Origin of the sequence: Novosphingobium sp. PY1 (assembly GCF_017312445.1) — a bacterium.
In the GTDB taxonomy this organism is placed as follows: Bacteria; Pseudomonadota; Alphaproteobacteria; order Sphingomonadales; family Sphingomonadaceae; genus Novosphingobium.
This window is the reverse complement of the sequence record NZ_BLTI01000008.1, coordinates 826,579-849,116: the sequence shown is the minus strand read 5'-3', so window position 1 is coordinate 849,116 and position 22,538 is coordinate 826,579. Positions and strand designations below refer to the sequence as shown.

Below are 22,538 nucleotides of genomic sequence, written 5' to 3'. Positions count from 1 at the left end.
ATCCCATCGCAAAAAGGCGCGGATAGGCAGCGCCCGGCAAATTGCGCGCGGCGCGTAAAGCGTTATGCATCGCAGCGGGCCGCAAAGGGATGTCATGAACCAGTTTGCCAATTCCGCCGCCGAACTTGCCGTGCGCACGCGACGCGCTGCCTTCAATCATGCGATCGAAAATGGCGACCTGGCTGCCATTGCGCCCATCCTCGGGCGCGACTGCGTGATGGTGACTGGATCGGACAGTGCCGTGATTTCGGGCCGCAACGCCCAGCTCAAGGTCTGGAAGCGCGAGTTCGCGAGCCCGGCCCGGGCGATCTACACGCGCACGCCGGACCGGGTGGTCGTTTCCGCAGTCGAGCCGATCGCGCTGGAGTATGGGCGCTGGCAAGGCCTGGAGGACCGTTCGGGCAAGTCGCTGGGCAGCGGTAACTACACCGCGAAATGGCGCGAAGTGCTGGGCGAGTGGGTCATCGTGGCGGAGATCTACGTCACCCTCGCGTGAATCGGCGGGCGCAGTCGCTTAACTTCGACAGCTAACGACCGTTTTCATCTTCAGGACGGCGGCTCTGCAGGGCCGGGCCGTCAGGTTGAAGATCGCGAAAACAGGTACGGCAATGCTCAGCAAGATGAACGCTTCGGTCCCACTCGCCCAGTGCTGGTACTTGCGCAAACATGTGCCGGCGGGCCGCAGGCACCGCGAGGACGACGGGGTGCTGCACTGCACCTGCCGCTATTGCCAGCGCCCGATCAAGTCGCGCGGGGGTAAGATCTGGGATCTTGCCGAGGGTTTCGACCTCGATGCCCTCGCCGAGGCCGGCCGCAACCGGCACTTCAGCGTCGTGGACGTGATCGATGACATGGTAATTGCCCGTTATCCCATCGACCGCGAGGCCGGCGACGAGGATGTCGCGGAGCTCTTGGCAAACATCTGCGAGAAGCATGGGGTCGAGGACGCTGCGGGCGCGATCGAAGTGCGCCTGGTGCAAGGGCAGGGCGGCACGCGCCGGCTGCACTGACCCCGCGCGCCCCGATACCGCGACGCGCATGTGCAGATACCAATAGAAAGGGCGCCAATCCCGGGGGATGGCGCCCTTTTCATGCTTGCCGTGCGGGCCTTGCGGCCAGCCGTGAAGGCTTACTTGAGCTTGGCGAGAGCCTGGTCGGCATCGGTGACCTTGAAGTTCACGGTGCGGTAGTTGTAGGTGCCGGTCACGCGTTCGCCCGAAACATAGAGGCGGAACGGCACGCCGCCCGAAGCGGTTCCCTTGATCACGGTAACGTCGCCCTTCTGCTCGGTGGTGTAGGCGTAGTCGACGCCTTCGTGCGAGAAGTTGCGGGCATCTTCGGCCTGAGCGGCAGCCGGAACGGCAACGAGGACGGCAGCGGCGGTGAGAACGGTCTTGAACATGGCAAAGTCCTTTCGTCGGAGTGCAGGAGTTTGCCTCGGGCACCCTTGTGTCTTGTTGCATTGCAGCATGTCGAGCTGAGCAGCGATTGGCAAATTCGATTGCTGCAGCCATTGTTGCAGTATTTGCAACTATCTGCACAATGACCTGATAAACGTGATTTTTCGCGGATCTTCGCCGATTTTTGCCTCTCTGCTGCGGAATTCGATGTTCGGCAGGTGAACAAGGATATGCTGCATGGGCGAGATGCCCGTTGCGAATCCCTCGTGCTGCAGATGCTTGCTAGACCGCGTGCGGCAGCGTAGGCCCCGTTCATGATCGGATCACGAGCCCTGTTCGTTGCCCGCCGGGGCCTGCTTGCCGCATCGCTGACGCTCGCCGCTTGCCAGCCGGGCGCATCCGACGTTCCGGGTGACAGCAACGATCACCGGCCATGGAATGGAATAGCCAAGGATGAGGTCGTCCACTTCATCGGTACGGAACCGTTCTGGGGCGGGAAGGCCGAAGGAACGAGCCTGACCTATACGACACCGGAAAATCCGGAAGGTGAAACGATCGCCGTTGCACGCTTTGCCGGTCGCGGGGGGCTCTCTCTCAGCGGTAGCCTCTCGGGCGGCGAAATGACGCTGGCAATCACGCCGGGCGAATGCAGCGACGGTATGTCCAGCGCAGACTATCCTTTTGGCGTAACCTTGCGCATTGGCGATGAGGCCCGTCAGGGTTGCGCATGGACCAGGAACAATCCCAGGACGGGTGGGGAGCGGGGTTAGAGCCCCTCGCTCAGGCGCGGTATCGAGATTGCCGCGGCGCTAGCGGTACGCGCGGCAGCAGCGACGGCGGCTTCAGCCCTGGTGTCCACCTTGACTTCGTGCATGGCGGCGCGCACCGGCTCGATGACGCGGTGCCCGGCGATGCCAGTCAGGGCCGGCTCGCCCTGCGTCGTAGCTTTGTCATCGTACGACACGGCATCGCGGTAATCTGCGTCCGGATCGCGGGTGTATGCGGTATATTGCATGGCATCGGCGCTGGCGCCTTCCAGCCAGTCGCGATCTTCATCCATCGACTGGCGGATTGGCGGGTAATAGGAAACGGCCCAGCGCGGCGTCGTGTCGGAAGGGGGGCTGAGGTCCTCGGGTCCAGCCTCGACGTAGTACGTCGCTGCGGAAGGATTGAAGCGCACGCCGTAGCGATCGCGCCAGTCGGGCCCGAAGGCCGGCTTCATCGCCGTGGGGATCGTCGCGCCTGCCAGCGTTCCCAAGGTGACGGCGCCGAGCAGGGCGCCAAGGATCTGTGTCGTACCAGGCAACTCGCCGTCTCCGGTTGCCCCCCTCGAAAATCGGTAACGCGCCAGTGGCCGGAGCGTTCCGGCCACTGGCCTGCGGGCTCAGCCGGCCAGCGACTTCTCCAGCGTGACTTCGCAATTGAGCAGCTTGGAGATCGGGCAGTTGGCCTTGGCATCGTCGGCGATGCTCGCGAAGTCCTCCTGGCTGATGCCGGGGATCGTGGCGCTTAGCGAGAGTTCGGACTTTGTCACCTTGAAGCCCGCACCGTCCTTGTCGAGCGTCACCACGCAATTCGTCTCAAGTGTGCCGCCATCGTGGCCCGCCGATGCGAGCGCAAAGCTGGTTGCCATTGTGAAGCAGGCGGCATGGGCTGCGGCGATGAGTTCCTCGGGATTTGTGCCCGGCTGGCCTTCGAATCGGGTTCCGAAACCGTAAGGTTGGTCGCTCAGGACGCCGGAGCGGGTGCTGATCGCGCCCTTGCCGTTCTTGCCGAAGCCTTCGTAGCGCGCGGAAGCGGAATTGGTGGTCATGGCCGGGCCTTTCTTGCCGAGTGGACAGTACGGGCACGTAACGTAGACAAAGCTGTGGATGTTCCCGTGTAAAACCGCGAAGTCGGACGCTGCAATCCATTGCGCAATGCAGCATCCGCAAGACAGTGCCGGTTCCGATCCTCAGCGGCAGCGGAGCGGGCCCAGTGAGCGAGTGCAAGTATGGCTGTTGCCGCAAGCCCCGCATATCCGGGAATCGCATGTGCGGGACCTCGCTACAACTGCGACCGAAAGGCCCTGCGCCTCGCGCGAAAACGTGCGCAAGAGTTCTGTCCCGTTGTTTTTGCGATGCAAAAAGGGATCGGATCGGCGATAATCCCATTGGGGACTTTTGCATTGCTTATGGCAATGTTATGTTCACCTTTACCAATAAGGCAGTCTGCTAAGACGGAATTGCCAGGGAAGAGGATGTCGTCTTGAAGCAATTCATGGCAGACCAAAGACAAGGCTTCGCTCCTGGTGTTGGCGCTCGGGCTATCGTGTCCGGCTGGATCACCGGGCCCGTGAGCCTGCAGCGATGACAGGCACCATTTCTACCAGCGACATATCGGTTCCCCGAGCAGACGATCTGGTCCTGCTCTCGGCATTGCCACTGTGCGCACCGGCCGGATTGCAGACCGGCGGGCAGCGGTTGGCGCTTGTGCCGGGTGCAGGGCAGATCGTCTATCGGGAAGTGCCGGCGCGCGCATGGCGTCGGAATACCGTGAGTCCAGATGCATAGGTCGGATACAAGCAGGTAACGCTGGTTCGATCGAAAACCCGCAGAGCCATTCGGGTCGCGCCGTAGGCCGAGGGAACGGGGAGAAGCGCAAGGCGTGGCAGGAAACTGCCGCGCCTTGTTGCGCTGGCGCAAAGTTTTCCTGCGCCGATGCCTTTATGTTGCTTTCATCGGGACGGGCCGGACGCATCGGTCGGTAGCCCATCAGGGGATGGCAATGGCATTCGTGACGATGTTGGAAAGTGCGACTCGGCAGGGCCGCCCGGTTGTTGCAGCCATGGGAGTGCAGGGCCTTGGCCTGGCCGTGGCGAAGTCGCGGGGCAGTCGCTTCGACGCGCAGCGCAAATGTCCGCATCTTGGCTTCGGGGTCTGTCGCGGCAGGTTGGAACGCGGCACGCTCACCTGCGAATTGCACCGCGCCTAGCCGTGCGGCTTCCGGTCAGTTGTAACCGCGTCCCATCTTGAAAGGCTGGCGCGGTTCGGTGAAGATCGAGCCCGCCGTCATCCGCGTGCCGCGCAGGACGAGCACGACCGTATCGCCCGCCTCGATGCGCGTGTCCTCGGCAGGGTGGACGTAGCTCTGGCCATTGGGCCGGTCGATCTGGACGAGGAAGAACGCGCCGCAGGCCCGGCGCTCGGCTTCCCCGACCGTTGCCCCTGCCAGCGCCGACTTTTCCGGAACCGTCACCGCCTCGATCTCCAGCCCGAATTCGTGCAGGCCGCGCTTGAGATCGCGCACTTGCGGGGCTTCGCCCAGGAAACGCGACGTCGTGGGATAGACGATCATCTCGGCGATCCGTTCGGCCCCGATATGGGTGGGCAGCACCACCTTGTCGGCCCCGGCGTGGATCAGCTTGCCTTCGGTCGTGGGATATTCGCCGCGGGCGATGATTTCCATCCGCGGATTGAGGTTGCGGGCCGAGAGAGTGATGAAAACATTGAGCGCATCGTCGGGCAAGACTGTCGCCAGGACCCGGGCGCGTTCGATCCCCGCTGACTTGAGCGAGGCTTCATCGGTGGCATCGGCCTTGAGTGTCAGGTGTCCTGCCGCTTCGGCCTCGGCTATCTTGGCCGGGTTGCGGTCGACGATGATGAACGGGGTTCGTGCGCGTTGCAGCTCTATGGCAAGCTGCTTGCCGATGCGGCCGTAGCCGCAGACGATGGCGTGGTTGGTGAGGCGGTCGATCTGGCTTTGCATGCGGTCGATCCCGAGAATGTTGCGTATCTGGTAATGCGCGAAGACCTGGACGAGGGCACCGGTCAGCACGATCATGCCGGTGCAGCCCAGCACGATCGTCGCGATGTCGAGCGTGCGCAGCCAGGCGGTGTCGATCGGGTGGACTTCGCCGTAACCCACCGAGAAGATCGTGAGGATGACCATGTAGGCGGCGTCGCCGAAACTCCAGCCGGATGCGACGAAGCCTGCGGTGGCGAGCACGAAGACGGCGAGGACGAAGATCGCCGCGCGCACGAGGTTCTGCAGCGGCGAACCGAGTACGCGGCGGGCGGCCACGTCTATGCTGTCATACTCGCCTGCCATGCGGCCGGACCCCCGAAATTCCCCGACAAGGAGACTGCGCGAGCGGGCCGGACTTGTCCAGCGTCCGTCAGCTGCGTGGCGACCAGTCGGGCGGGGCCAGTTCGAAGCCCGAGAACTCGAATCCGGGCGCGACCACGCAGCTTGCCAGCGTCCAGCCGCCGATCGGCGCCGCCGCCTGCCAGAGGCCCGGCGGCACGAGGACCTGAGGCGCCTCGCCCGACAGGACATTGCCGCCCAGCACGGTTCGGCTGACAGGGCCGGCTTCATCGGGCGCCATCTCCAGCGTGAGCGGATGTCCGGCATGCCACAGCCACAGTTCGGCGGCATCGACGCGGTGCCAGTGGGAGCGCTGGCCTGCCTCGAGCAGGAAATGGATGGCCGTGGCACCAGCGCGCGTTCCAGGCAGGGCGTCGGCGCGCCAGGTCTCGCGGTACCAGCCGCCCTCCGGGTGCGGTTCAAGGCCGAGGCGCGCGACGATCTGCCCAGCGGTCGTATCGGCGTCGCTCATCTGTCGTGCTTCCCCTTCTTCAGGCTCGCGCGGCGGCGAGGATCATCGCGGCACCCTTTTCGGCGATCATCATCGTGGGCGCATTGGTGTTGCCAGACGTGATCGTGGGCATGACCGATGCATCGATGACCCGCAGGCGATCAAGTCCGATAACGCGCAGCTCGGCATCGACGACCGAGCCCATCGCCGCGGTACCGACCGGGTGGAAGATGGTCGTGCCGATGTCGCCTGCCGCGCGCTGCAGGTCTTCCTCGCTCTGGTAGGCGGCGCCGGGGCGCACTTCCTCGGGGTTGTAGCGGGCAAGGGCGGGCTGCGCGACGATGCCGCGGGTCACGCGGATGGCCTGGGCTGCGACGCGGCGGTCTTCCTCGGTTGATAGGTAGTTGGGGCGGATACCCGGCGCCTCGGCCGGATCGGCGCTGGCGATCCGGGTTGTTCCGCGGCTCTCGGGGCGCAGGTTGCATACGCTGGCGGTGAAGGCGGGGAAGGGGTCCAGCGCGCCGCCGAAGGCTTCGAGGCTGAGCGGCTGGACGTGATATTCCAGGTTGGCCGTGGCGTAGCGCGCGTCGCTTTTCGTGAAGGCGCCCAACTGGCTGGGAGCCATCGCCATGGGGCCGGTGCGGCGCAGGACATATTCCAGCCCGATCAGCGCCTTGCCGAACAGATTGGCGGCGCGCTGGTTGAGCGTGGCCACGCCCGAGACTTTCCAGGCGCAGCGCAGTTGCAGGTGGTCCTGCAGGTTGCCGCCGACTTCCGGGCGGTCGACCAGAGGGGCGATGCCCAGCGCAGACAGGTGGGCTGCATCGCCGATGCCGCTGCGCTCGAGTATCGCGGGTGAGCCGATTGCGCCTGCCGCCAGCACGACTTCGCCGCGCGCCCTGGCCGTGCGCTGCTCGCTTCCGACGCAATAGGCGATACCGACCGCGCGTCCGTCCTCGACGATCACCTTGTCGACGAGGGCACCGGTCTCGATCTTGAGGTTCGCGCGTGAGCGTACCGGACGCAGGAAGGCATCGGCAGCGCTCCAGCGCCAGCCCTTGCGCTGGGTAACCTGGAAGAAGCCCGCGCCTTCATTGTCGCCGCGATTGAAGTCGTCCACGGCGGCGATCCCGTACTCGCTGCAGGCCTGCTGGAACGCCTCGAGGATCTTCCAGCGCAGGCGTTGCTTCTCCACGCGGAGTTCCCCGCCGCTGCCGTGGTATGCGCTGGGCCCTTCGAAGTGGTCCTCGGCCTGCTTGAAGTAGGGCAGTACCTCGTCCCACCCCCAGCCGGAGTTGCCGGCCTGCCGCCAACCGTCATAGTCGGCTGCCTGTCCGCGCATGTAGATCATGCCATTGATCGAGGAGCAGCCGCCCAGGACGCGCCCGCGCGGATACTTCAGCATGCGTCCGTTGAGGCCCGCCTCGGCTTGCGTGGACATGCACCAGTCGGTTCGCGGGTTGCCGATGCAATAGAGGTAGCCCACCGGGACGCGGATCCAGATGTAGTCGTCCTTGCCGCCTGCTTCGAGCAGGAGGACGCGGTTTCCCGGGGCCGTACTCAGGCGATTGGCAAGCACGCAACCGGCGCTGCCGCCACCGACGATGATGTAGTCGAACTCTCCCATGGCCTCGCAGTTAAGCTGTTCGACCGCTGCGATCTACCGGCAAAGTGTGTAGCTGGCTGCGATCCGGGCGATCTTGGCCGTTCCGGTATTGTCGGATTTCTTTACGGTGACGGAAAGCTAACAGTATGCAGGTGATGTTAAGCGCAAACCTTGCGTATTCCAGCTGCTTCCGTTCCTGTTAACACTTCTGCAAGGGATTGTACCTAATCCTTCGGCGTGCAGGGGGATGGCGGCCATGTCGCCATTTTTGACAGAAGCCGCTGGCGCTCGGGGACGAAGCTTTGTCGGGGGGTAAAGCTTCGGTCCGGGGGGATCGCGATCGCTGAGATCGCGTTCGGCATCCGCCTCCGCCGGCGGCTTCTTCCCCTGTAGGCTTCAATCGAACTGACTCCAATATTTGCCGGGGCTTGTGCTTTGCGGCGCGATCGCGTCTGTTCGCGGCATTCTTCGGTCGAATGAGGGAAGCCATGCGATACAAAGCCTTGCGCACAAGCCTGCTCCTTGCCCTGGCCGCGTCCCCCGCTGTTGCCATCGCCGCGCCCGATCCGCAGCAGGTCGCCTTGTCGGCCCTGCGCGAAGCCCCCGTGTGGGACGGACACAACGATGTGCCCGAGCAGCTGCGCGAAAGGCGCAAGGACATCCTTGCAGGCTTCGACTTTACCGACACGAGCGGAACCGCCGATCCGGGGCACGATCTGCAGGCGATGCAGACGGACATTGCGCGCCTGCGCAAGGGGCATGTGGGCGCACAGTTCTGGTCGGTCTATGTTTCGGCCAAGCTGGACGACCAGCATGCGGTGCAGGCGACGCTGGAGCAGATCGACGTCGCAAAGCGCCTGATCGCCGCCTATCCCAAGGACCTGATGTTCGCGACAAGCAGCGCCGATGTGGCGCGGGCCATGAAGGCGGGCAAGGTGGCTTCGCTGCTGGGGATGGAGGGCGGCCAGTCGATCGGCGGATCGCTGGGCGTACTGCGGCAGATGTATGCGCTCGGCGCGCGCTACATGACGCTCACGCATTTCAGGAACACCGCCTGGGCCGACAGCGCCACCGACACGCCCGAGCATGGCGGGCTCACCGAGTTCGGCCGCGATGTCGTGCGCGAGATGCAGCGCATGGGAATGCTCGTGGATCTCAGCCATGTAAGCGCGGCGACCATGCGCGATGCGTTGGAGGTCGCGCGCGCGCCGGTGATGTTCAGCCATTCCAACGCGCGGGCGATCAACGGCCATACGCGCAATGTCCCCGACGACGTTCTTGAACTGCTGGCGAAGAACGGAGGGATCGTCATGGTCAATGTTTTCCCGACTTACGTGGTCGAGCCGACCCGCCAGTGGCTGGCGGCGCAGGCCGGGGAAAAGGCGCGGCAGGCATCCCTGCATCCGGGCGATCCCGAGGGCGCGGAGGCGGCCCTGAAGGCCTGGGAAAAGGCCAACCCGATGCCGCGCGGCTCGATAAGCGACGTCGCCGACCACATCGAACATGTCGTCAGGGTCGCCGGGATCGACCATGTCGGGCTGGGCGGCGATTTCGACGGCGTCGATGTCACGGTTGCGGGGATGGAAGACGTGTCGACTTATCCCGCGCTGTTCACCGAACTGGTGCGCCGGGGCATGGCGAAAGCGGATCTGGAGAAAATTGCCAGCGGCAACATGATGCGGGTAATGAAAGCGGCTGAAGCCTACGCGTCAGCCCACCGCGGTGATCCGGCCATCGAATCGCCGACGACGTTCTGACTGCGCCTGCAATCCGGCGGCCGAAGTCTCGTCCGCCGGACACGAGCCGTGTCTTATCCGCCCAGCGCGTGCTGTTCGGCCGTGACCGGCCAGCCCTGTGCGGGGCGTTCGGATACGGCGCGGGTGATCCAGATCGCCGACATGGCCAGGATCGCCAGGGCCAGACTGCCGATCAGTATGTAGCGCACGATATGGGGCGTGGAACCGCCCCGCGCTTCCTCGGTGTCCAGATGAACTTCTTCGCCAATGCGTTGCATAGTCGCTCTCTCCCGCAGGCCCGGCGACTGTCTGGCGCCGCTTTTGAAAATCGGGCCTACCCTTGGAATGTAAGCCCGCTGACCGGTTCCCGCAAGGCGCGAATCGGGTGGCCTCAGAGGCGGGGCGCCTAGCGCAGGTTGAGCAGTTCCAGCGTGCGTTCGTCGCGGCGCCCCTGGCAGAAGGCGTCGAGAGCATGGGCGAAGCATTCGCCGCCGCCGGCCGCTTCGAACAGGGTCATGCAACTGCAGAATTTCATCGCGTCGACTTCGCCGAGAATTGAAGTCGCACTGCGTTTCCCGGCCCAGATCAGCATCGCTTCGGTGCAGGCGGTGAGCCGCGGGGCGAGTACCTCGTGCGCCAGATATTCCCGGGCTTCGGTAAGGCCGGATATGGCGTAAAGGCGGGCGGTCTGGCTGGTGCCAAGGCCGTCGATCTGGGGGAAGATGAACCACATCCAGTGGCTCATCTTGGCGCCGTCCTGCAGTTCGCTGAGCGCCTGGGCATAGAACGCCCGCTGAGCATCGACGAAGCGTTCAAGGTCGGCCACGCGAATCTCCCCATCATGGCCCCGCCTCTTGCAAAGGGTGCGGGAGCCGGGAAGCATGATAGTGATTCGCAGCCGAGCTGTCGCGGGCGATGTCAGCTCATGCTGTCGCCCTGCACGGAAGCTGCTGCAGTCGCGCTGTTGCTGCCTTCGGGATTGTCGTCGGTCAGCGCGCCGGTGATCCAGATCGCCGAGAGTGCGACGATCGCCAGCGCCAGGCTGATGACAAGGACGTAGCGCACGATATTCGGCGTGTTGCCGGCGCGGGCTTCGTCCTTGTCGATATGTATTTCTTCGCCACGGGTTTCCATGGTGCGTCTCCTTTATCGGGTCGGGACCTTTTTCGTGGCCCTTTCCCTAGGCAACGCACCATGGCGAACACCGTTCCGGCGCGATTGCCCGCGCCGGGAAAGTGGATCAGTCGCGCAGCAACTCGTTGATGCCGGTTTTCGAGCGGGTCTGGGCATCGACCGTCTTGACGATCACGGCGCAGTAAAGCGACGGTCCGGGGGTGCCGTCGGGCAGCGGCTTGCCGGGCAGCGAGCCGGGGACGACAACCGCGTAGGGCGGAACCTTGCCGATGTGGACTTCGCCGGTCGCACGGTCGATGATCTTGGTCGATGCGCCCAGGAACACGCCCATCGAGATCACCGCGCCTTCGCCGACGATGACGCCTTCGGCCACTTCCGAACGCGCGCCGATGAAGGCGTTGTCCTCGATGATGACCGGGCCGGCCTGCAGCGGTTCGAGCACGCCGCCGATGCCGACGCCGCCCGAGATGTGGACGTTCTTGCCGATCTGGGCGCACGAGCCGACGGTCGCCCAGGTGTCGACCATCGTGCCTTCACCGACGTAGGCGCCGATGTTGACGAAGCTGGGCATGAGCACGACGTTCTTCGAGATGAAGGTGCCGCGGCGGGCGACGGCGCCGGGTACGACGCGGAAGCCGGCTTCGCGGAACTTCGCCTCATCCCAGCCGTCGAACTTCACCGGCACCTTGTCGAACGCGGGCGAGCCGCCGGCGGCGCCGGGGACCGGGGCATTGTCATTGAGGCGGAAGCTCAGGAGAACGGCCTTCTTCAGCCACTGGTTTACCTTCCAGCCACCCTGGCCGTCGGGTTCGGCCACGCGCGCGGCGCCCGATTCGATAAGGCCGAGCGCTTCGTCGACGATCTTGCGAACGTCGTCGCTCTTGGGGGTGACGGTGTCGCGCGCTTCCCAGGCGGCTTCGATCGCGGTTTCGAGTTCGGACATCTTGGTATTCTCCGGCAAGGGTACGTTCGTGGCGCGCCTAGAGCGTGGGCGCGCGCAGGACAAGTCGATTGAGGGTTCCGGCCCGAACGCTCAGGGCGTCATCAGTTCGCGAACGAAGCCGATCAGGCCGGTCTGGCGGGCGCGGCGCATCCGTTCGGCGGCCAGGATCTCGCGCACCTTGTCGAAGCAGGCGTCGATATCGTCGTTGACGACGACGTAGTCGTAGCCGTCCCAGTGGCTGATCTCGGAACGGGCGCGTTCCATGCGCGCGGCGATCACGTCCTCGCTGTCGGTGCCGCGCCCGGTCAGGCGGCGGCGCAGTTCGTCGATGCTGGGCGGCAGCAGGAATACGCGCACGACGTCGCGCTCCAGCTTCTGGTAAAGCTGCTGCGTGCCCTGCCAATCGATGTCGAACAGGTAGTCCTGCCCTTCCTTGAGGCCCGCCTTCACTTGCGCCTTGGGGGTGCCGTAGCTGTTGCCGAACACCGTGGCCCATTCGAGGAATTCCTCGTCGGCGACCATGCGGTCGAACTCTGCCTGACTGACGAAATGGTAGTCCTTGCCATCGACTTCGCCCGGGCGCGGCGGACGGGTGGTGCAGGAAACCGACATGCAGATGTGCTCGTCACGTTCGAGCAGCATGCGCGAAATCGTCGTCTTGCCGGCGCCCGAGGGCGAGGACATGATGAACATGAGGCCGCGCCGGGCCAGCGAGCCGCCGGCGGCTGCGTCTTGGATGGGGTGGGATGCGCTGTCCATGCCCCCCGATGGCGGGCGGGACGCTGCAAATCAAGAGGGCTGCGCAATCGCGGTGCGGTTGCTCACGCCGGTAGCGACTTAGGCGCTGTCAGGACTCTTCGCCGTCCTCGGCCATGTCGGCGAGCTTTTCTTCGCCTGCGGCCTGCGCAGTGCGCGCCTTGCTGCGGTCGTAAAGCGTCTTGGCGATCAGCCCGCCGCCCACGACGATGGCGCCGGGGATCGAGGTCATGGCAACCCTTGCGAGGGTGCGGTGAAGCATCGTCTCGCCCATCGTGCGGCCCTTGAGGATCGCACTGGCCTTGCTGGGGGCGAACTTCTTGCCGAGCAGGGCCTTTTCCACTGCGCGGCGCGCAAGGAAGGAGCCGCCGCGAAGGGCGATGTCGGCAATCGCCAGGTTGGTGTGGTCGTTGGGGCTGGGGCCGACGAGTTCGCGCGGGGAGGGCCGCGGCTTGCGCTTGCTCTTCCTGCTGGATTTGCCCGGTGCCACGGTTTCGGAGGTAGAGTCGGTCTGAACCATTGCCGGGGTTTCGGCAGCGGTCGCGGCTTCAACAGCCGCGTCGCTTTCGTCCTGCCCTGTCTTCGTGGCCATCGAGACTGCCTTCCCGGGGCCGCTGGCCCCGCCTACTTCTTCTTGCCGAAATCGACCGAAACGACGTTCGATCCATCCTCGCTGGGAGTAATGCGCGAGGCGACATCGCGTTCCGAACCGTCGTTCCCGGCCATGCCGGGCATGTCCTCTTCCTCGTCCTCGGCCATGGCCTGGAACTGCAGGCCGAAATCGACCGCCGGGTCGACGAAGGCGGTGATCGCCGAGAAGGGGATGTCCAGTTTCGCGGGAAGCTGGTTGAAGCTCAGGCTCACCGTGAAACCGTCTTCGCGCACGCCCAGGTCCCAGAACTTGTTCTGGAGGACGATCGTCATCTCGTCGGGGAAACGGGCACGCAGATCGTCGGGAATGCTGACGCCGGGGGCCGTCGTCTTGAACGTGATGTAGAAATGATGGCTGCCCGGCAGGATGCCGTTGGCGGCTTCCACTTGGCCAAGAACGCGTCCGACTACGGCGCGCAGGGCTTCCTGTACGATCTCGTCGTATGGGATCATGCTGTCTGGTGGCGTATCGTTCATCGCGCCCTACGTGCGCATCGTTCATGTTGCGGTCAAGCTTGTTGACACGCCTTTTTAACTGTTCCGCGCACTTATTCCAAGGTAAACCGTCCGTGATACAGGGAAATGCCGCGTACTCGCCCCTGAGCGTTCGCGCGTGATTGATTCCCGCAGATACAGGTCTATAGGCGCACGGCATGCGCACAGCTTCGATCAATCGCAAGACCCATGAGACCGACATCGCCGTCGAAGTGAACCTCGACGGTACGGGCTCCTATGACGTTTCGACCGGGATTGGCTTTCTCGATCACATGATCGAGCAGTTCTCGCGCCATTCGCTGATCGATATCACCTGCAGGATCGCAGGCGATCTGCACGTCGATCAGCACCACACCACCGAGGACAGCGCCATCGCGATCGGCCAGGCGATTGCCAAGGCGATGGGCGACAAGGCCGGGATCGGCCGCTACGGCGACGTTCACTCGCCGATGGACGAGGCACTGTGCCGCGTTTCGCTCGACATATCCGGGCGGCCCTATTTCGTGTGGAAGGCCGCCTTCACGCAGGAAAAGCTGGGTGAGTTCGATACCGAGCTGGTCGAACACTGGTTCCACTCGATCTCGCAGGCGGTAGGCATCACCCTGCACATGGAACTGCTCTACGGCACCAACAACCACCACATCTGCGAGGGGCTGTTCAAGGGCTTCGCCCGGGCCATGCGCACGGCGGTGGAACTCGACCCGCGCAAGGGCGGGGCGATTCCATCGACCAAGGGGATCCTCGGACAGGACACGCTGTGATGGCGAGCTTCATTCTCTCGCTGCGCTACATCGCCCCAATCGAAGCCGTGGATGCGCTGCTGGCCGAGCATGTCGACTGGCTCAAGGCGGGGCATGAAGCCGGCCATCTCATCGGCTGGGGCCGCAAGGTCCCGCGCGAGGGCGGCATCGTCTTTGCCAGGGGCGAGAGCCGCGAAGCCGTCGCCGCGCTCGCCGGGAACGATCCGTTCGTCAAGGGCGGGGTCGCCGAAGTCGACGTGATCGAATGGGCGCCCACGTTCCTGTCGACCGGGATCGAAGGGCTCGCCGAATGACGCTGGCCCTGATCGATTACGGTGCGGGCAATCTCCACTCTGTAGCCAATGCCCTGCGCGCGGCAGGGGCGCAGGACGTCAAGGTTACCGCCGATCCCGCCGTCGTTCGCGCGGCCGACCGTATCGTTCTGCCCGGCGTCGGCTCGTTCAAGGCCTGCGCCAAGGGGCTCTGGGCGATCCCCGGCATGGTCGATGCAATGACCGAGCGGGTCCACGTGGGCGGTGCGCCGTTTCTGGGCATCTGCGTGGGCATGCAGCTTCTTGCTACCCGGGGCCTGGAACATGGCTCCACCATGGGCCTTGGCTGGATTCCGGGTGAAGTGCGCCTGATCGAGCGTACCGATCCGGCGATCAAGATCCCGCACATGGGCTGGAACGACGTTTCGCTCGGCCGCAAGGACCCGGCGCACGGGCTGGTCGAGGCGGGCGAGGCCTATTTCCTGCACTCCTATCATTTCGTGCCCGAAGAGGGGCATGACATTGCGGCGATGACCGACCATGGCGGCGGACTTGTCGCTGCCGTGGCCCGCGACAATGTCGTTGGCGTGCAGTTTCACCCCGAAAAGAGCCAGGCCTTCGGCCTCGCGCTGCTTTCCCGTTTCCTCGATTGGAAGCCTTGAAATGATCGTATTTCCCGCCATCGACCTCAAGCAGGGCCAGGTCGTCCGCCTCGCCGAAGGCGACATGGCGCGCGCCACCGTTTACGGCGACAACCCGGCCGCGCAGGCGATGCTCTTTGCCGATGCAGGCTCGCAGTTCCTTCATGTCGTCGATCTCGACGGGTCCTTTGCGGGCAAGGCCGAGAACCGCGAAGCGGTCGAGGCGATCCTCGAGGTGTTCCCCGGCCATGTGCAGCTCGGCGGCGGCATCCGCACGCCTGAGGCGGTCGCGGGCTGGTTCGAGCTGGGCGTCAGCCGCGTCGTCATGGGCACGGCCGCGCTCAAGGACCCGCAGTTCGTCAAGGACATGGCGCAGGAATACCCGGGCGGCATCGTCGTCGCCGTCGACGCGCGTGACGGCATGGTCGCGACCGAGGGCTGGGCCGAAGTGTCCGACGTCTCGATCGTCGACATGGCCCGCCGCTTCGAGGATGCGGGCGTCGCCTCGCTGCTGTTCACCGACATTGGCCGCGACGGCCTGCTCAAGGGCTGCAATGTGCAGGCGACCGTCGATCTGGCCCGCCAGACCGACCTGCCGGTAATCGCTTCGGGCGGCGTGAAAGGCCTCGACGACATCCGCATGCTGACCCTGCACGAGAACGACGGCATCGAGGGCGTCATTACCGGACGCGCGCTTTACGACGGCCGCCTCGACCTCGCGACCGCCATCCAGATGGCGCAGAGGGGCTGAAGCCATGACCGTCCGCGTCCGCGTCATTCCCTGCCTCGACGTTGCCGACGGCCGCGTGGTCAAGGGCGTCAACTTCGTCGACCTGAAGGACGCGGGCGATCCGGTCGAGCAGGCGCGCGCCTATGACGCGGCCGGTGCGGACGAGCTGTGTTTCCTCGACATTTCGGCCAGCCACGAAGGGCGCGGAACGCTGCTCGACATCGTCCAGCGCACCGCGGAAGTCTGCTTCATGCCGCTGACCGTGGGCGGCGGCGTACGCACTGCCGAGGACGCGCGGGCGCTGTTGCTGGCGGGGGCTGACAAGGTCGCGGTCAACTCCGCCGCCGTTTCGCGCCCCGAGGTGGTCGCCGACATCGCCCACAAGTTCGGCTCGCAATGCATCGTCGCCTCTGTCGATGCGCGCAAGGTGGGCGAGGGGCGCTGGGAGATCTTCACCCATGGCGGCCGTCGTCCGACCGGCATCGATGCGCTGGAGCACGCCCTGAAGCTGGCCGAGCTGGGTGCGGGCGAACTGCTGGTCACCTCGATGGACGGGGACGGAACCCAGAGCGGCTACGACCTCGAACTGACGCGCGCGATTGCCGATTCGGTTTCGGTCCCGGTCATTGCCAGCGGCGGCGTGGGCACGCTCGATCACCTTGTTCAGGGCGTGACGCGCGGCCATGCAAGCGCGGTCCTGGCCGCCTCGATCTTCCACTTCGGCAAGCATTCGATCGCCGAGGCGCACGCTGCCCTGCGCTCTGCGGGACTTCCGGCACGGGCCTGACACCGGCCTTCGCGCGTTGAGCTTTTGCGCCGGCAGTGATCCACATCGGGACAGGCGCCGATAGGTGCTTGCTGCCCCCTCCGGATGATCGGATGGGCGCAGGACACTTCGACTCCGTGAGGCTCTTCCCCCCGTGCGTTACACCGGTCACTGCATTTCGCTTGCCACATTGATCGCCCTGCCGGTCCCCGCCTTCGCCGCGGCCAGCGTGCCGTTGCCCGAGCCGAGCGGACTTGCCCTGCTGGGCATCGGCCTGGCCGGTCTGGCCCTGGGGCGGCGGCTGTCGTCGCGCCGGTCCAAGGACTGAATTCGCCCGGGACTTTCACAGCGGCTTGACCGCGAAGGCGCCTCGCCGCATGGCTTGGCGCATCATGACGAGTCCGCAATCCCAGAGCGGGGACACCCTGTCCCGCCTCGAAGCCACGATCGCGGCGCGCCGCGCGGCCGATCCCGAAACCAGCTATGTCGCCAAGCTCAACGCCAGTGGCCTGGGCAAGATGTCCCAGAAGCTGGGCGAAGAGGCGACCGAAACGATCATCGCCGCGCTGGCGCAGGGCCCCAGGGAACTGATCGGCGAAGCCGCGGACCTGCTGTTCCACCTCATGGTCCTGCTCGGCGCCAGGGGCGTGCCCCTTGCCGATGTCCTGGCAGAGCTTGACCGCCGCGAAGGCGTCTCGGGCATTGCCGAAAAGGCATCGCGCCCCAAGGACTGAATTTTCCCTCAAGACGATCAACGCCTTACGCGGGAGCCCTGAGAATGCCCATCGACCCCAAGCAGCCCTACGACGAGAACAACATCTTCGCGAAGATCCTGCGCGGCGAGCTGCCCTGCACGAAAGTCTACGAGGATGACCACGCGCTCGCCTTCAACGACATCCGTCCGCAGGCGCCGGTCCATGTTCTGGTGATCCCCAAGGGCGCCTACGTCTCCTGGGACGATTTCACCGCCAAGGCCGACGACGCCGAGATCGCCGCCTTCATGCGTGCGGTCGGCAATGTCACGCGCCAGCTCGAGCTGGACGGGCCGGGGTATCGCCTGATGGTCAACATGGGCGCCAACGGCCACCAGGAAGTGCCGCACCTGCATGTCCACATTTTCGGCGGCCGGCAGTTCTTCCAGATGATCTGCGAGTAAACCGGCGCCGGTCGGAGAGATATCCACACCCATAGGGCCGATGTGGCGTTGCTGACAGGCGGTAAGCTGCCGCCTGTCCCTTTGCAGTGAGGGAAGGCCCCGCTACACATCCGCGCTGCATGATGGCCATTCCAGAACCCAGTTGCGGCACGATCGACCTCGGTGTCCATCGCTATGCCCTGCGCGTGTACTATGAAGACACCGACGCGGGCGGGGTCGTCTATCATGCCAATTACCTGCGCTGGTTCGAGCGTGCCCGTTCCGACCTTCTCGACCTTCTCGGCATCGACCAGCGTGCTGCGCTGGAAGCGGGCGAGGGGCTCTATACCGTTGCCGAGGCAACGTTGCGCTACCGCGCCCCGGCGCGCCTTGGCGATACCGTCGTCATCGAGACCTTTCCCGAGACGGTCGGCCGCGTCGCCTGCACGCTGAGGCAGGTGGCCTGGCGCGGCGAAACGCGGCTGTGCGAAGCCGTCGTCAAGGTCGGGTTCATCGGTCCTGATGGACGACCGCGCAAACAACCTGCCGCCTGGCAACATGCATTCGATTCGCTCGTCGACGGACGCATGCTCTCTCAATCTCCCGCCACAGGCCCTGTTTCTGGCCTTGAATCCGGCCCGGAAGGACTAGAATGACTCTCGACCTGCTTGCTTCTGCCGTAGCGATCAGCGGCGAAACCGATCGGCTAAACCCGATCAAGCTGTTCCTTGACGCGGACATCGTCGTTCAGGCCATCATGTTCGGCCTGCTGCTGGCGAGCATCTGGGTCTGGATGATCATCATCACCTTCACGATGCGCATGGGCGGGGTCCAGCGCCGCTGCGACGAGTACGAGGACGGCTTCTGGGAGGCCGAGAACTTCGAATCGTTCCAGAAGGAGCGCGCGCGCCGCAACGTGCCGCTCGGCAAGGTGGCTGGGGCCGGACTGGCCGAATGGCGCCGCAACGCCCAGTCCCGCACCGTCGATCACGAAGGCGCACGCCAGCGCATCGCCCTGGCCATGACCTCGTCGCTGGGTGAAGAAGCGGATGCGCTGTCGGACCGCCTCAACTTCCTTGCTACCGTGGGTTCGGTCGCGCCCTTCGTCGGCCTGTTCGGCACCGTCTGGGGCATCATGAACAGCTTCTTCCAGATCGGCCAGCAGCAGAACTCCTCGCTGGCGGTCGTCGCGCCCGGCATTTCCGAAGCGCTGTTCGCCACCGCCATCGGCCTGTTCGCGGCGATCCCGGCAGTTATCGCCTACAATCGCTTCTCGCACCGGGTGAACTCGTTCGAAGCGCGCATGCAGCGCTTTGCCGACCAGCTCCACGCGGCGCTCACGCGCCAGCTCGAACAGCGCTGACGGAGCCCGGCCATGGCAATGGGACTGTCAGGAGGTGCAGGACGCGGACGGCGCCGGGGGCGCGGAACCCGTGCGCCGATGGCGGAGATCAACGTCACCCCGCTGGTCGACGTCATGCTCGTCCTGCTTATCATCTTCATGGTGACGGCGCCCTTGCTCAAGGCCGCCGTACCGATCGAGCTGCCCGACAGCCGGGCCAAGGCGATGTCGGAGGAAGCCGCGCAGATCACGCTGAGCATCAAGCGTGACGGCGTGATCTACTTCGAGGAAGAGGCGCTCGCTCCCGGAGAGCTGGCCGAACGGCTTGCCGCCGTGACGCCGGGGCCCGACGGCAAGAAGCCGCTCGTGACGCTGCGGGCCGACAAGGCACTGGATTACGGCACCGTCATGGGCGTGATGGGCGAACTCAACCATGCCGGTTTCACCTCGATCTCGCTGGTGACCGGCGTCAGCAGCCGTTCAGGCGGCTGAGCTAGGGTTCGCATCATGGCAATCCTCGGGCTGCGCAGGGATGAGAAATACGGACTTGCACTGGCAATCGCGCTTCATGCCGCGGTTCTGGGCGCGATGTTTCTCGACCCGCACACCGACCGGGTCGTCCATCCGCCCGAGCGGATCGAAGTCAACATCAGCGACGATTATGGCCTGACTTCGACCTCGCCCGATCCCAACAGCCAGGCTGCCGCCGACGTCGCGCCGACCATCGGCGAGGCGGCTCCCGCGCCAGCTCCTGCGCCGGTTCCGGACATAAAGCCTTCGCCATCGCCGCTGCCGCCTGAACCCAAGGCCAAGCCGGTCGAGACCAAGAAGGCACCGGAAAAGAAGAAAACCGAAACCAAGTCCCCGCCCAGCCGCAAGAGCAGCGCGATCGACAAGATCGTTTCCAGTCCGAGCAGTTCCTCGTCGAAGTCCAGCGCGACCACGACGAAGAAGACCGGCGGCAGCCGCGTCGGTTCGGACTTCCTCGAAGGCGTGAGCGGCGCGCAAGCGACGCAGGGCAAGGGCGCGCCAGCGGCCGAGATCGGTCCGGCGGTGCGTTCCGCGCTGTCCGCAGCGATCACACGCCAGCTCAAGCCCCACTGGCAGGCGCCGCAGGGACCGGAGGCCGAGGATCTCGTGACTTATCTCGCCTTCAACCTCAACAAGGACGGCACGCTCGACGGACGGCCCAGTGTGGTGCGCCAGACCGGCATTACCGACGTCAACCGCAACCAGGCTCCGCGCCACGCCGAACAGGCGATCAGGGCGGTCCAGCTTGCTGCGCCTTTCAATCTTCCCGCGGAATACTACGATGCATGGAAACGCGTATCGTCGTTCAAGTTCGACAAGAGGCTATCGCAATGACCCCCCGGATACTTTCGCTCGTCTCGGTTCTTGCGCTTTGCGCGGCAGCCCCTCTCGCCGCGCAGGACACCGCGCCTGCCCCGGATGCCGGGGGCGGGCTCGTCTCGGACGATGGCGGCCTGACCGGTTCGGTCTCCGACGACAGCGACTGGCAGGACCTGGGCATTGCGATCACCACGTTCGCGACTGACGCTGACGTGCCCACGCAGACCAACGCGGGCTCTACATCGGCGCTTGGCCGTGCCCTGTCGCAGGTGGTTGCCGCCGACCTCAAGAACAACGGCCTGTTCAAGCCCTCGGGCCCGGCCGGCCTGCCGCAGCCGGCCTTCTCGGAAATCCAGACGCCCAACTTCCCGATCTGGTCGGTCCGCAGCACCGACATGCTGGTGCAGGGCTATGTCCGCGCCGCCGCGAACGGGCAACTTACCGTGGGCTGCTACCTCTATGACGTCGCCCTCAAGCAGCAGCTGGCCAAGGGCGGCTGGCAGGTCGGCCCGGCCGACTGGCGCCGCGCTGCGCACAAGTGCGCCGACATGGTCTATTCGCGCCTCTCCGGCGAAAGCCCGTTCTTCGACTCGAAGATCGCCTACATTGCCGAGACCGGCCCCAAGGACCACCGCATCAAGCGGCTGGCGGTGATGGATTCGGACGGCGCCAACCACCGCTACCTGACGAGCGGGCAGGCAACGGCGCTGACCCCGCGCTATTCGCCGGACTATTCGAGGATCCTCTATCTGTCCTACCTCAACGGACAGCCGAGCATCTATTCCTACGACCTGGCGAGTAACAGCCAGAAGCTGATCGTGCGCACCGGCAATCCCACGATGGCGCCGCGCTGGTCGCCCGACGGCAAGTGGGTGCTCTATTCGATGTCGATGGGTGGCCGCACCGACATCTACCGCATTTCTTCGGCAGGGGGCGGCACGCCGCAGCGCCTGACCAATGGCCCCGGCATCAACATCGGTGGCAGCTACTCGCCCGACGGCAGCCGGATCGTGTTCGAAAGCGACCGTTCGGGCAGCCAGCAGATCTACGTGATGAATGCCGACGGTTCCAATCAGCACCGCATCAGCTTCTTCGGCGGCCGTGCGGCAACGCCGGAATGGAGCCCGCGCGGCGACCAGATCGCCTTCACCCACATTGCCGGCAACCTGCGTATAGCCGTGATGAGTCCGGACGGGCGGGGGATGCGCTACCTGACCAATTCGTGGCAAGACGAGGCGCCGACCTGGTCTCCCAACGGGCGCATCGTCCAGTTCTTCCGTACCGAGAAGAACTCCGGAATTACCTCGATCTGGCAAGTCGACCTGACCGGCCGGAACGAACGTAAGCTGCCCACTCCGGTGGGCGCGTCGGACCCCGCATGGGGTCCGGTTCGTCCCTGAGCGCGCTCTGCACTTATACGGGTGCGCATTCAGGAAACCTTTGTTAAATAGTGAACGGAACTTTAGCCGATGCCAGCCATTTCATTTGGCTGTGCAGCACAGGAGATTGCCCCATGTCTTCTACCCAACAGACGTCTCGCTTCTCGAAGCCCGCTTCGACGATGCTTCTCTTTGCCGGGGCATTGGCCATTTCGGCTTGCGCTTCCAAGGCGCCCAAGGAACTTCCGCCCGAGCCCGGCCCGGCCACCACGACGCAGGCTCCGCCCGCCGATCTCGGCCCGACGCCGGGCAGCCAGGCCGACTTCCTCGCCAAGATGAGCGGTTCGGACACGATCTACTTCGACACCGATAAGTACGACATCGACGCGATGGACCAGGAAGCGCTCGCTAGGCAGGCGCAGTGGCTGCTGCAGTATCCCAACAAGCGTGCGACCATCGAAGGGCACTGTGACGAGCGCGGCACGCGCGAGTACAACCTTGCCCTGGGCGAACGCCGCGCCAATGCCGCGATGAACTATCTCGTGAGCCTGGGCGTGGATGCCGCGCGTCTTTCGACCATCAGCTATGGCAAGGAACGCCCGGTCGCGCTCGGTTCGAACGAGCAGGCGTGGGCGCAGAACCGCCGCGCGGTCACTGTCACGATCGACTGATCGGCTTACTTTCCAAGATTGAGAAGATCGCCCGGGCTGTCCAGCAGCTCGGGCGTTTTCACGCTGGCACCGATCTTCTGACCGCTCATGAACTGGACCGGGCCCAAGGGCTCACGCGCGACATTTTCGCCGAACAGCACATAGATCGCCATCATCAGGATGGAAAAGCATGCGGATATGGCCAGCCGTTTGCTCATGGGTGCCTCATAATACTA

33 protein-coding genes are annotated in these 22,538 nt (G+C 64.9%); 19 read left to right on the top strand and 14 right to left on the bottom strand.

What is annotated here, in order from left to right:
• Positions 1-94: 94 nt before the first annotated feature.
• Positions 95-496 carry a DUF4440 domain-containing protein gene (locus J3474_RS15530; protein WP_013832181.1) on the top strand — a complete coding sequence of 134 codons (402 nt, stop codon included), beginning with the start codon at positions 95-97 and terminating at the stop codon, positions 494-496.
• Between the two features lie 112 nt (positions 497-608).
• Entirely contained in the window at positions 609-1,010 is a 402-nt protein-coding gene (locus J3474_RS15525) for a hypothetical protein (protein WP_207094739.1), read from the top strand.
• Positions 1,011-1,129: 119 nt separating this feature from the next.
• On the opposite strand, the gene J3474_RS15520 is transcribed toward J3474_RS15525, so the two are convergent.
• On the bottom strand, positions 1,130-1,402 hold the full coding sequence (locus J3474_RS15520; protein ID WP_013832183.1) for a hypothetical protein: 273 nt from the start codon (positions 1,400-1,402) through the stop codon (positions 1,130-1,132).
• Between the two features lie 312 nt (positions 1,403-1,714).
• Between J3474_RS15520 and J3474_RS15515 the strand changes: the two genes are divergently transcribed.
• The gene (locus tag J3474_RS15515) at positions 1,715-2,170 is read left to right on the top strand and encodes a COG3650 family protein (protein WP_207094738.1); all 456 of its coding nucleotides are present in this window, start codon (positions 1,715-1,717) and stop codon (positions 2,168-2,170) included.
• On the opposite strand, the gene J3474_RS15510 is transcribed toward J3474_RS15515, so the two are convergent.
• Both J3474_RS15510 and J3474_RS15505 read right to left on the bottom strand, forming a co-directional pair.
• A complete protein-coding gene (locus tag J3474_RS15510; protein ID WP_242528423.1) occupies positions 2,167-2,706 on the bottom strand; it encodes a hypothetical protein in 540 nt (179 codons plus the stop codon). The genes J3474_RS15515 and J3474_RS15510 overlap by 4 nt on opposite strands.
• A gap of 78 nt (positions 2,707-2,784) precedes the next feature.
• Positions 2,785-3,213 carry an OsmC family protein gene (locus tag J3474_RS15505; protein WP_013832186.1) on the bottom strand — a complete coding sequence of 143 codons (429 nt, stop codon included), beginning with the start codon at positions 3,211-3,213 and terminating at the stop codon, positions 2,785-2,787.
• Positions 3,214-4,166: 953 nt separating this feature from the next.
• On the opposite strand from J3474_RS15505, the gene J3474_RS15500 reads away from it, so the two are divergent.
• Positions 4,167-4,373, top strand: coding sequence for a Rieske 2Fe-2S domain-containing protein (locus J3474_RS15500; RefSeq protein WP_207094736.1), 207 nt, complete (start codon positions 4,167-4,169; stop codon positions 4,371-4,373).
• 15 nt (positions 4,374-4,388) lie between these two features.
• Here the strand turns inward: J3474_RS15500 and J3474_RS15495 are convergent, their stop codons facing one another.
• The 3 genes from J3474_RS15495 to J3474_RS15485 all read right to left on the bottom strand — a co-directional run bounded on the left by J3474_RS15495 (position 4,389) and on the right by J3474_RS15485 (position 7,603).
• Positions 4,389-5,489: a TrkA family potassium uptake protein gene (locus J3474_RS15495; RefSeq protein ID WP_207094735.1), complete on the bottom strand. Its 1,101-nt coding sequence runs from the start codon at positions 5,487-5,489 to the stop codon at positions 4,389-4,391.
• Positions 5,490-5,556: 67 nt separating this feature from the next.
• A complete protein-coding gene (locus J3474_RS15490; protein ID WP_207094734.1) occupies positions 5,557-5,997 on the bottom strand; it encodes a cupin domain-containing protein in 441 nt (146 codons plus the stop codon).
• Between the two features lie 19 nt (positions 5,998-6,016).
• Positions 6,017-7,603 (bottom strand): GMC family oxidoreductase, encoded by a 1,587-nt coding sequence (locus J3474_RS15485; protein WP_207094733.1) that lies wholly within the window; start codon positions 7,601-7,603, stop codon positions 6,017-6,019.
• 467 nt (positions 7,604-8,070) lie between these two features.
• Here J3474_RS15485 and J3474_RS15480 point away from each other — a divergent pair, with 467 nt between their 5' ends.
• Positions 8,071-9,339 carry a dipeptidase gene (locus J3474_RS15480; RefSeq protein ID WP_207094732.1) on the top strand — a complete coding sequence of 423 codons (1,269 nt, stop codon included), beginning with the start codon at positions 8,071-8,073 and terminating at the stop codon, positions 9,337-9,339.
• A gap of 53 nt (positions 9,340-9,392) precedes the next feature.
• Here the strand turns inward: J3474_RS15480 and J3474_RS15475 are convergent, their stop codons facing one another.
• The 7 genes from J3474_RS15475 to J3474_RS15445 form a co-directional block, all read right to left on the bottom strand.
• The gene (locus J3474_RS15475; RefSeq protein WP_041558757.1) at positions 9,393-9,596 is read right to left on the bottom strand and encodes a hypothetical protein; all 204 of its coding nucleotides are present in this window, start codon (positions 9,594-9,596) and stop codon (positions 9,393-9,395) included.
• 128 nt (positions 9,597-9,724) lie between these two features.
• Positions 9,725-10,144: a DUF1810 domain-containing protein gene (locus J3474_RS15470; RefSeq protein ID WP_013832191.1), complete on the bottom strand. Its 420-nt coding sequence runs from the start codon at positions 10,142-10,144 to the stop codon at positions 9,725-9,727.
• A 92-nt stretch (positions 10,145-10,236) separates the two neighbouring features.
• Positions 10,237-10,452, bottom strand: coding sequence for a hypothetical protein (locus J3474_RS15465; protein WP_013832192.1), 216 nt, complete (start codon positions 10,450-10,452; stop codon positions 10,237-10,239).
• Between the two features lie 106 nt (positions 10,453-10,558).
• A complete protein-coding gene (dapD, locus tag J3474_RS15460; RefSeq protein WP_013832193.1) occupies positions 10,559-11,395 on the bottom strand; it encodes a 2,3,4,5-tetrahydropyridine-2,6-dicarboxylate N-succinyltransferase in 837 nt (278 codons plus the stop codon).
• A 90-nt stretch (positions 11,396-11,485) separates the two neighbouring features.
• Positions 11,486-12,154: a guanylate kinase gene (gmk, locus tag J3474_RS15455; protein WP_007011949.1), complete on the bottom strand. Its 669-nt coding sequence runs from the start codon at positions 12,152-12,154 to the stop codon at positions 11,486-11,488.
• Between the two features lie 88 nt (positions 12,155-12,242).
• On the bottom strand, positions 12,243-12,743 hold the full coding sequence (locus J3474_RS15450; protein ID WP_207094731.1) for a hypothetical protein: 501 nt from the start codon (positions 12,741-12,743) through the stop codon (positions 12,243-12,245).
• A 32-nt stretch (positions 12,744-12,775) separates the two neighbouring features.
• Entirely contained in the window at positions 12,776-13,279 is a 504-nt protein-coding gene (locus J3474_RS15445; protein ID WP_207094730.1) for an SspB family protein, read from the bottom strand.
• 176 nt (positions 13,280-13,455) lie between these two features.
• Here J3474_RS15445 and hisB point away from each other — a divergent pair, with 176 nt between their 5' ends.
• The 14 genes from hisB (at position 13,456) to pal (ending at position 22,323) form a co-directional block, all read left to right on the top strand.
• Entirely contained in the window at positions 13,456-14,058 is a 603-nt protein-coding gene (gene hisB, locus J3474_RS15440; RefSeq protein ID WP_007011946.1) for an imidazoleglycerol-phosphate dehydratase HisB, read from the top strand.
• A complete protein-coding gene (locus J3474_RS15435; protein WP_013832197.1) occupies positions 14,058-14,351 on the top strand; it encodes a YciI family protein in 294 nt (97 codons plus the stop codon). The genes hisB and J3474_RS15435 overlap by 1 nt, the downstream gene beginning before the upstream one ends.
• Positions 14,348-14,971 carry an imidazole glycerol phosphate synthase subunit HisH gene (gene hisH, locus J3474_RS15430; RefSeq protein WP_007011944.1) on the top strand — a complete coding sequence of 208 codons (624 nt, stop codon included), beginning with the start codon at positions 14,348-14,350 and terminating at the stop codon, positions 14,969-14,971. Before J3474_RS15435 ends, hisH begins: the two co-directional genes overlap by 4 nt.
• 1 nt (position 14,972) lies before the next feature.
• Complete coding sequence (gene hisA / locus J3474_RS15425; RefSeq protein WP_007011943.1) at positions 14,973-15,701, top strand: 1-(5-phosphoribosyl)-5-[(5-phosphoribosylamino)methylideneamino]imidazole-4-carboxamide isomerase; 729 nt, start codon at positions 14,973-14,975, stop codon at positions 15,699-15,701.
• 4 nt (positions 15,702-15,705) lie between these two features.
• Positions 15,706-16,467, top strand: coding sequence for an imidazole glycerol phosphate synthase subunit HisF (hisF, locus tag J3474_RS15420; RefSeq protein WP_007011942.1), 762 nt, complete (start codon positions 15,706-15,708; stop codon positions 16,465-16,467).
• A 133-nt stretch (positions 16,468-16,600) separates the two neighbouring features.
• Positions 16,601-16,774, top strand: a complete 174-nt coding sequence (locus tag J3474_RS15415) for a PEP-CTERM sorting domain-containing protein (protein WP_007011941.1) — start codon at positions 16,601-16,603, stop codon at positions 16,772-16,774.
• A gap of 49 nt (positions 16,775-16,823) precedes the next feature.
• Entirely contained in the window at positions 16,824-17,180 is a 357-nt protein-coding gene (locus J3474_RS15410; RefSeq protein ID WP_007011940.1) for a phosphoribosyl-ATP diphosphatase, read from the top strand.
• Positions 17,181-17,224: 44 nt separating this feature from the next.
• Positions 17,225-17,602, top strand: coding sequence for a histidine triad nucleotide-binding protein (locus tag J3474_RS15405; RefSeq protein WP_207094729.1), 378 nt, complete (start codon positions 17,225-17,227; stop codon positions 17,600-17,602).
• 122 nt (positions 17,603-17,724) lie between these two features.
• Positions 17,725-18,237, top strand: coding sequence for a YbgC/FadM family acyl-CoA thioesterase (locus J3474_RS15400; RefSeq protein ID WP_013832201.1), 513 nt, complete (start codon positions 17,725-17,727; stop codon positions 18,235-18,237).
• Positions 18,234-18,944 carry a protein TolQ gene (tolQ, locus tag J3474_RS15395; RefSeq protein WP_007011937.1) on the top strand — a complete coding sequence of 237 codons (711 nt, stop codon included), beginning with the start codon at positions 18,234-18,236 and terminating at the stop codon, positions 18,942-18,944. Before J3474_RS15400 ends, tolQ begins: the two co-directional genes overlap by 4 nt.
• Positions 18,945-18,956: 12 nt before the next feature.
• Positions 18,957-19,415, top strand: coding sequence for a biopolymer transporter ExbD (locus J3474_RS15390; protein WP_038576245.1), 459 nt, complete (start codon positions 18,957-18,959; stop codon positions 19,413-19,415).
• Positions 19,416-19,430: 15 nt separating this feature from the next.
• Positions 19,431-20,288: a hypothetical protein gene (locus J3474_RS15385; RefSeq protein ID WP_207094728.1), complete on the top strand. Its 858-nt coding sequence runs from the start codon at positions 19,431-19,433 to the stop codon at positions 20,286-20,288.
• Positions 20,285-21,673 carry a Tol-Pal system beta propeller repeat protein TolB gene (tolB, locus tag J3474_RS15380; protein WP_207094727.1) on the top strand — a complete coding sequence of 463 codons (1,389 nt, stop codon included), beginning with the start codon at positions 20,285-20,287 and terminating at the stop codon, positions 21,671-21,673. Before J3474_RS15385 ends, tolB begins: the two co-directional genes overlap by 4 nt.
• A 161-nt stretch (positions 21,674-21,834) precedes the next feature.
• The gene (gene pal / locus J3474_RS15375) at positions 21,835-22,323 is read left to right on the top strand and encodes a peptidoglycan-associated lipoprotein Pal (protein ID WP_007011933.1); all 489 of its coding nucleotides are present in this window, start codon (positions 21,835-21,837) and stop codon (positions 22,321-22,323) included.
• A gap of 5 nt (positions 22,324-22,328) precedes the next feature.
• Here pal and J3474_RS15370 read toward each other — a convergent pair whose 3' ends face one another.
• Positions 22,329-22,520: a hypothetical protein gene (locus J3474_RS15370; RefSeq protein ID WP_207094726.1), complete on the bottom strand. Its 192-nt coding sequence runs from the start codon at positions 22,518-22,520 to the stop codon at positions 22,329-22,331.
• Between the last annotated feature and the right edge of the window lie 18 nt (positions 22,521-22,538).

Bases quoted from the DNA above. Each gene is read 5' to 3' on its own strand.
- J3474_RS15530 (WP_013832181.1), top strand. From the start codon at position 95: ATGAACCAGTTTGCCAATTCCGCCGCCGAACTTGCCGTGCGCACGCGA.
- J3474_RS15525 (WP_207094739.1), top strand. From the start codon at position 609: ATGCTCAGCAAGATGAACGCTTCGGTCCCACTCGCCCAGTGCTGGTAC.
- J3474_RS15520 (WP_013832183.1), bottom strand. From the start codon at position 1,402: ATGTTCAAGACCGTTCTCACCGCCGCTGCCGTCCTCGTTGCCGTTCCG.
- J3474_RS15515 (WP_207094738.1), top strand. From the start codon at position 1,715: ATGATCGGATCACGAGCCCTGTTCGTTGCCCGCCGGGGCCTGCTTGCC.
- J3474_RS15505 (WP_013832186.1), bottom strand. From the start codon at position 3,213: ATGACCACCAATTCCGCTTCCGCGCGCTACGAAGGCTTCGGCAAGAAC.
- J3474_RS15500 (WP_207094736.1), top strand. From the start codon at position 4,167: ATGGCATTCGTGACGATGTTGGAAAGTGCGACTCGGCAGGGCCGCCCG.
- J3474_RS15495 (WP_207094735.1), bottom strand. From the start codon at position 5,489: ATGGCAGGCGAGTATGACAGCATAGACGTGGCCGCCCGCCGCGTACTC.
- J3474_RS15490 (WP_207094734.1), bottom strand. From the start codon at position 5,997: ATGAGCGACGCCGATACGACCGCTGGGCAGATCGTCGCGCGCCTCGGC.
- J3474_RS15485 (WP_207094733.1), bottom strand. From the start codon at position 7,603: ATGGGAGAGTTCGACTACATCATCGTCGGTGGCGGCAGCGCCGGTTGC.
- J3474_RS15480 (WP_207094732.1), top strand. From the start codon at position 8,071: ATGCGATACAAAGCCTTGCGCACAAGCCTGCTCCTTGCCCTGGCCGCG.
- J3474_RS15475 (WP_041558757.1), bottom strand. From the start codon at position 9,596: ATGCAACGCATTGGCGAAGAAGTTCATCTGGACACCGAGGAAGCGCGG.
- J3474_RS15465 (WP_013832192.1), bottom strand. From the start codon at position 10,452: ATGGAAACCCGTGGCGAAGAAATACATATCGACAAGGACGAAGCCCGC.
- dapD (WP_013832193.1), bottom strand. From the start codon at position 11,395: ATGTCCGAACTCGAAACCGCGATCGAAGCCGCCTGGGAAGCGCGCGAC.
- gmk (WP_007011949.1), bottom strand. From the start codon at position 12,154: ATGGACAGCGCATCCCACCCCATCCAAGACGCAGCCGCCGGCGGCTCG.
- J3474_RS15450 (WP_207094731.1), bottom strand. From the start codon at position 12,743: ATGGCCACGAAGACAGGGCAGGACGAAAGCGACGCGGCTGTTGAAGCC.
- J3474_RS15445 (WP_207094730.1), bottom strand. From the start codon at position 13,279: ATGAACGATACGCCACCAGACAGCATGATCCCATACGACGAGATCGTA.
- hisB (WP_007011946.1), top strand. From the start codon at position 13,456: ATGCGCACAGCTTCGATCAATCGCAAGACCCATGAGACCGACATCGCC.
- J3474_RS15435 (WP_013832197.1), top strand. From the start codon at position 14,058: ATGGCGAGCTTCATTCTCTCGCTGCGCTACATCGCCCCAATCGAAGCC.
- hisH (WP_007011944.1), top strand. From the start codon at position 14,348: ATGACGCTGGCCCTGATCGATTACGGTGCGGGCAATCTCCACTCTGTA.
- hisA (WP_007011943.1), top strand. From the start codon at position 14,973: ATGATCGTATTTCCCGCCATCGACCTCAAGCAGGGCCAGGTCGTCCGC.
- hisF (WP_007011942.1), top strand. From the start codon at position 15,706: ATGACCGTCCGCGTCCGCGTCATTCCCTGCCTCGACGTTGCCGACGGC.
- J3474_RS15410 (WP_007011940.1), top strand. From the start codon at position 16,824: ATGGCTTGGCGCATCATGACGAGTCCGCAATCCCAGAGCGGGGACACC.
- J3474_RS15405 (WP_207094729.1), top strand. From the start codon at position 17,225: ATGCCCATCGACCCCAAGCAGCCCTACGACGAGAACAACATCTTCGCG.
- J3474_RS15400 (WP_013832201.1), top strand. From the start codon at position 17,725: ATGGCCATTCCAGAACCCAGTTGCGGCACGATCGACCTCGGTGTCCAT.
- tolQ (WP_007011937.1), top strand. From the start codon at position 18,234: ATGACTCTCGACCTGCTTGCTTCTGCCGTAGCGATCAGCGGCGAAACC.
- J3474_RS15390 (WP_038576245.1), top strand. From the start codon at position 18,957: ATGGCAATGGGACTGTCAGGAGGTGCAGGACGCGGACGGCGCCGGGGG.
- J3474_RS15385 (WP_207094728.1), top strand. From the start codon at position 19,431: ATGGCAATCCTCGGGCTGCGCAGGGATGAGAAATACGGACTTGCACTG.
- tolB (WP_207094727.1), top strand. From the start codon at position 20,285: ATGACCCCCCGGATACTTTCGCTCGTCTCGGTTCTTGCGCTTTGCGCG.
- pal (WP_007011933.1), top strand. From the start codon at position 21,835: ATGCTTCTCTTTGCCGGGGCATTGGCCATTTCGGCTTGCGCTTCCAAG.
- J3474_RS15370 (WP_207094726.1), bottom strand. From the start codon at position 22,520: ATGAGCAAACGGCTGGCCATATCCGCATGCTTTTCCATCCTGATGATG.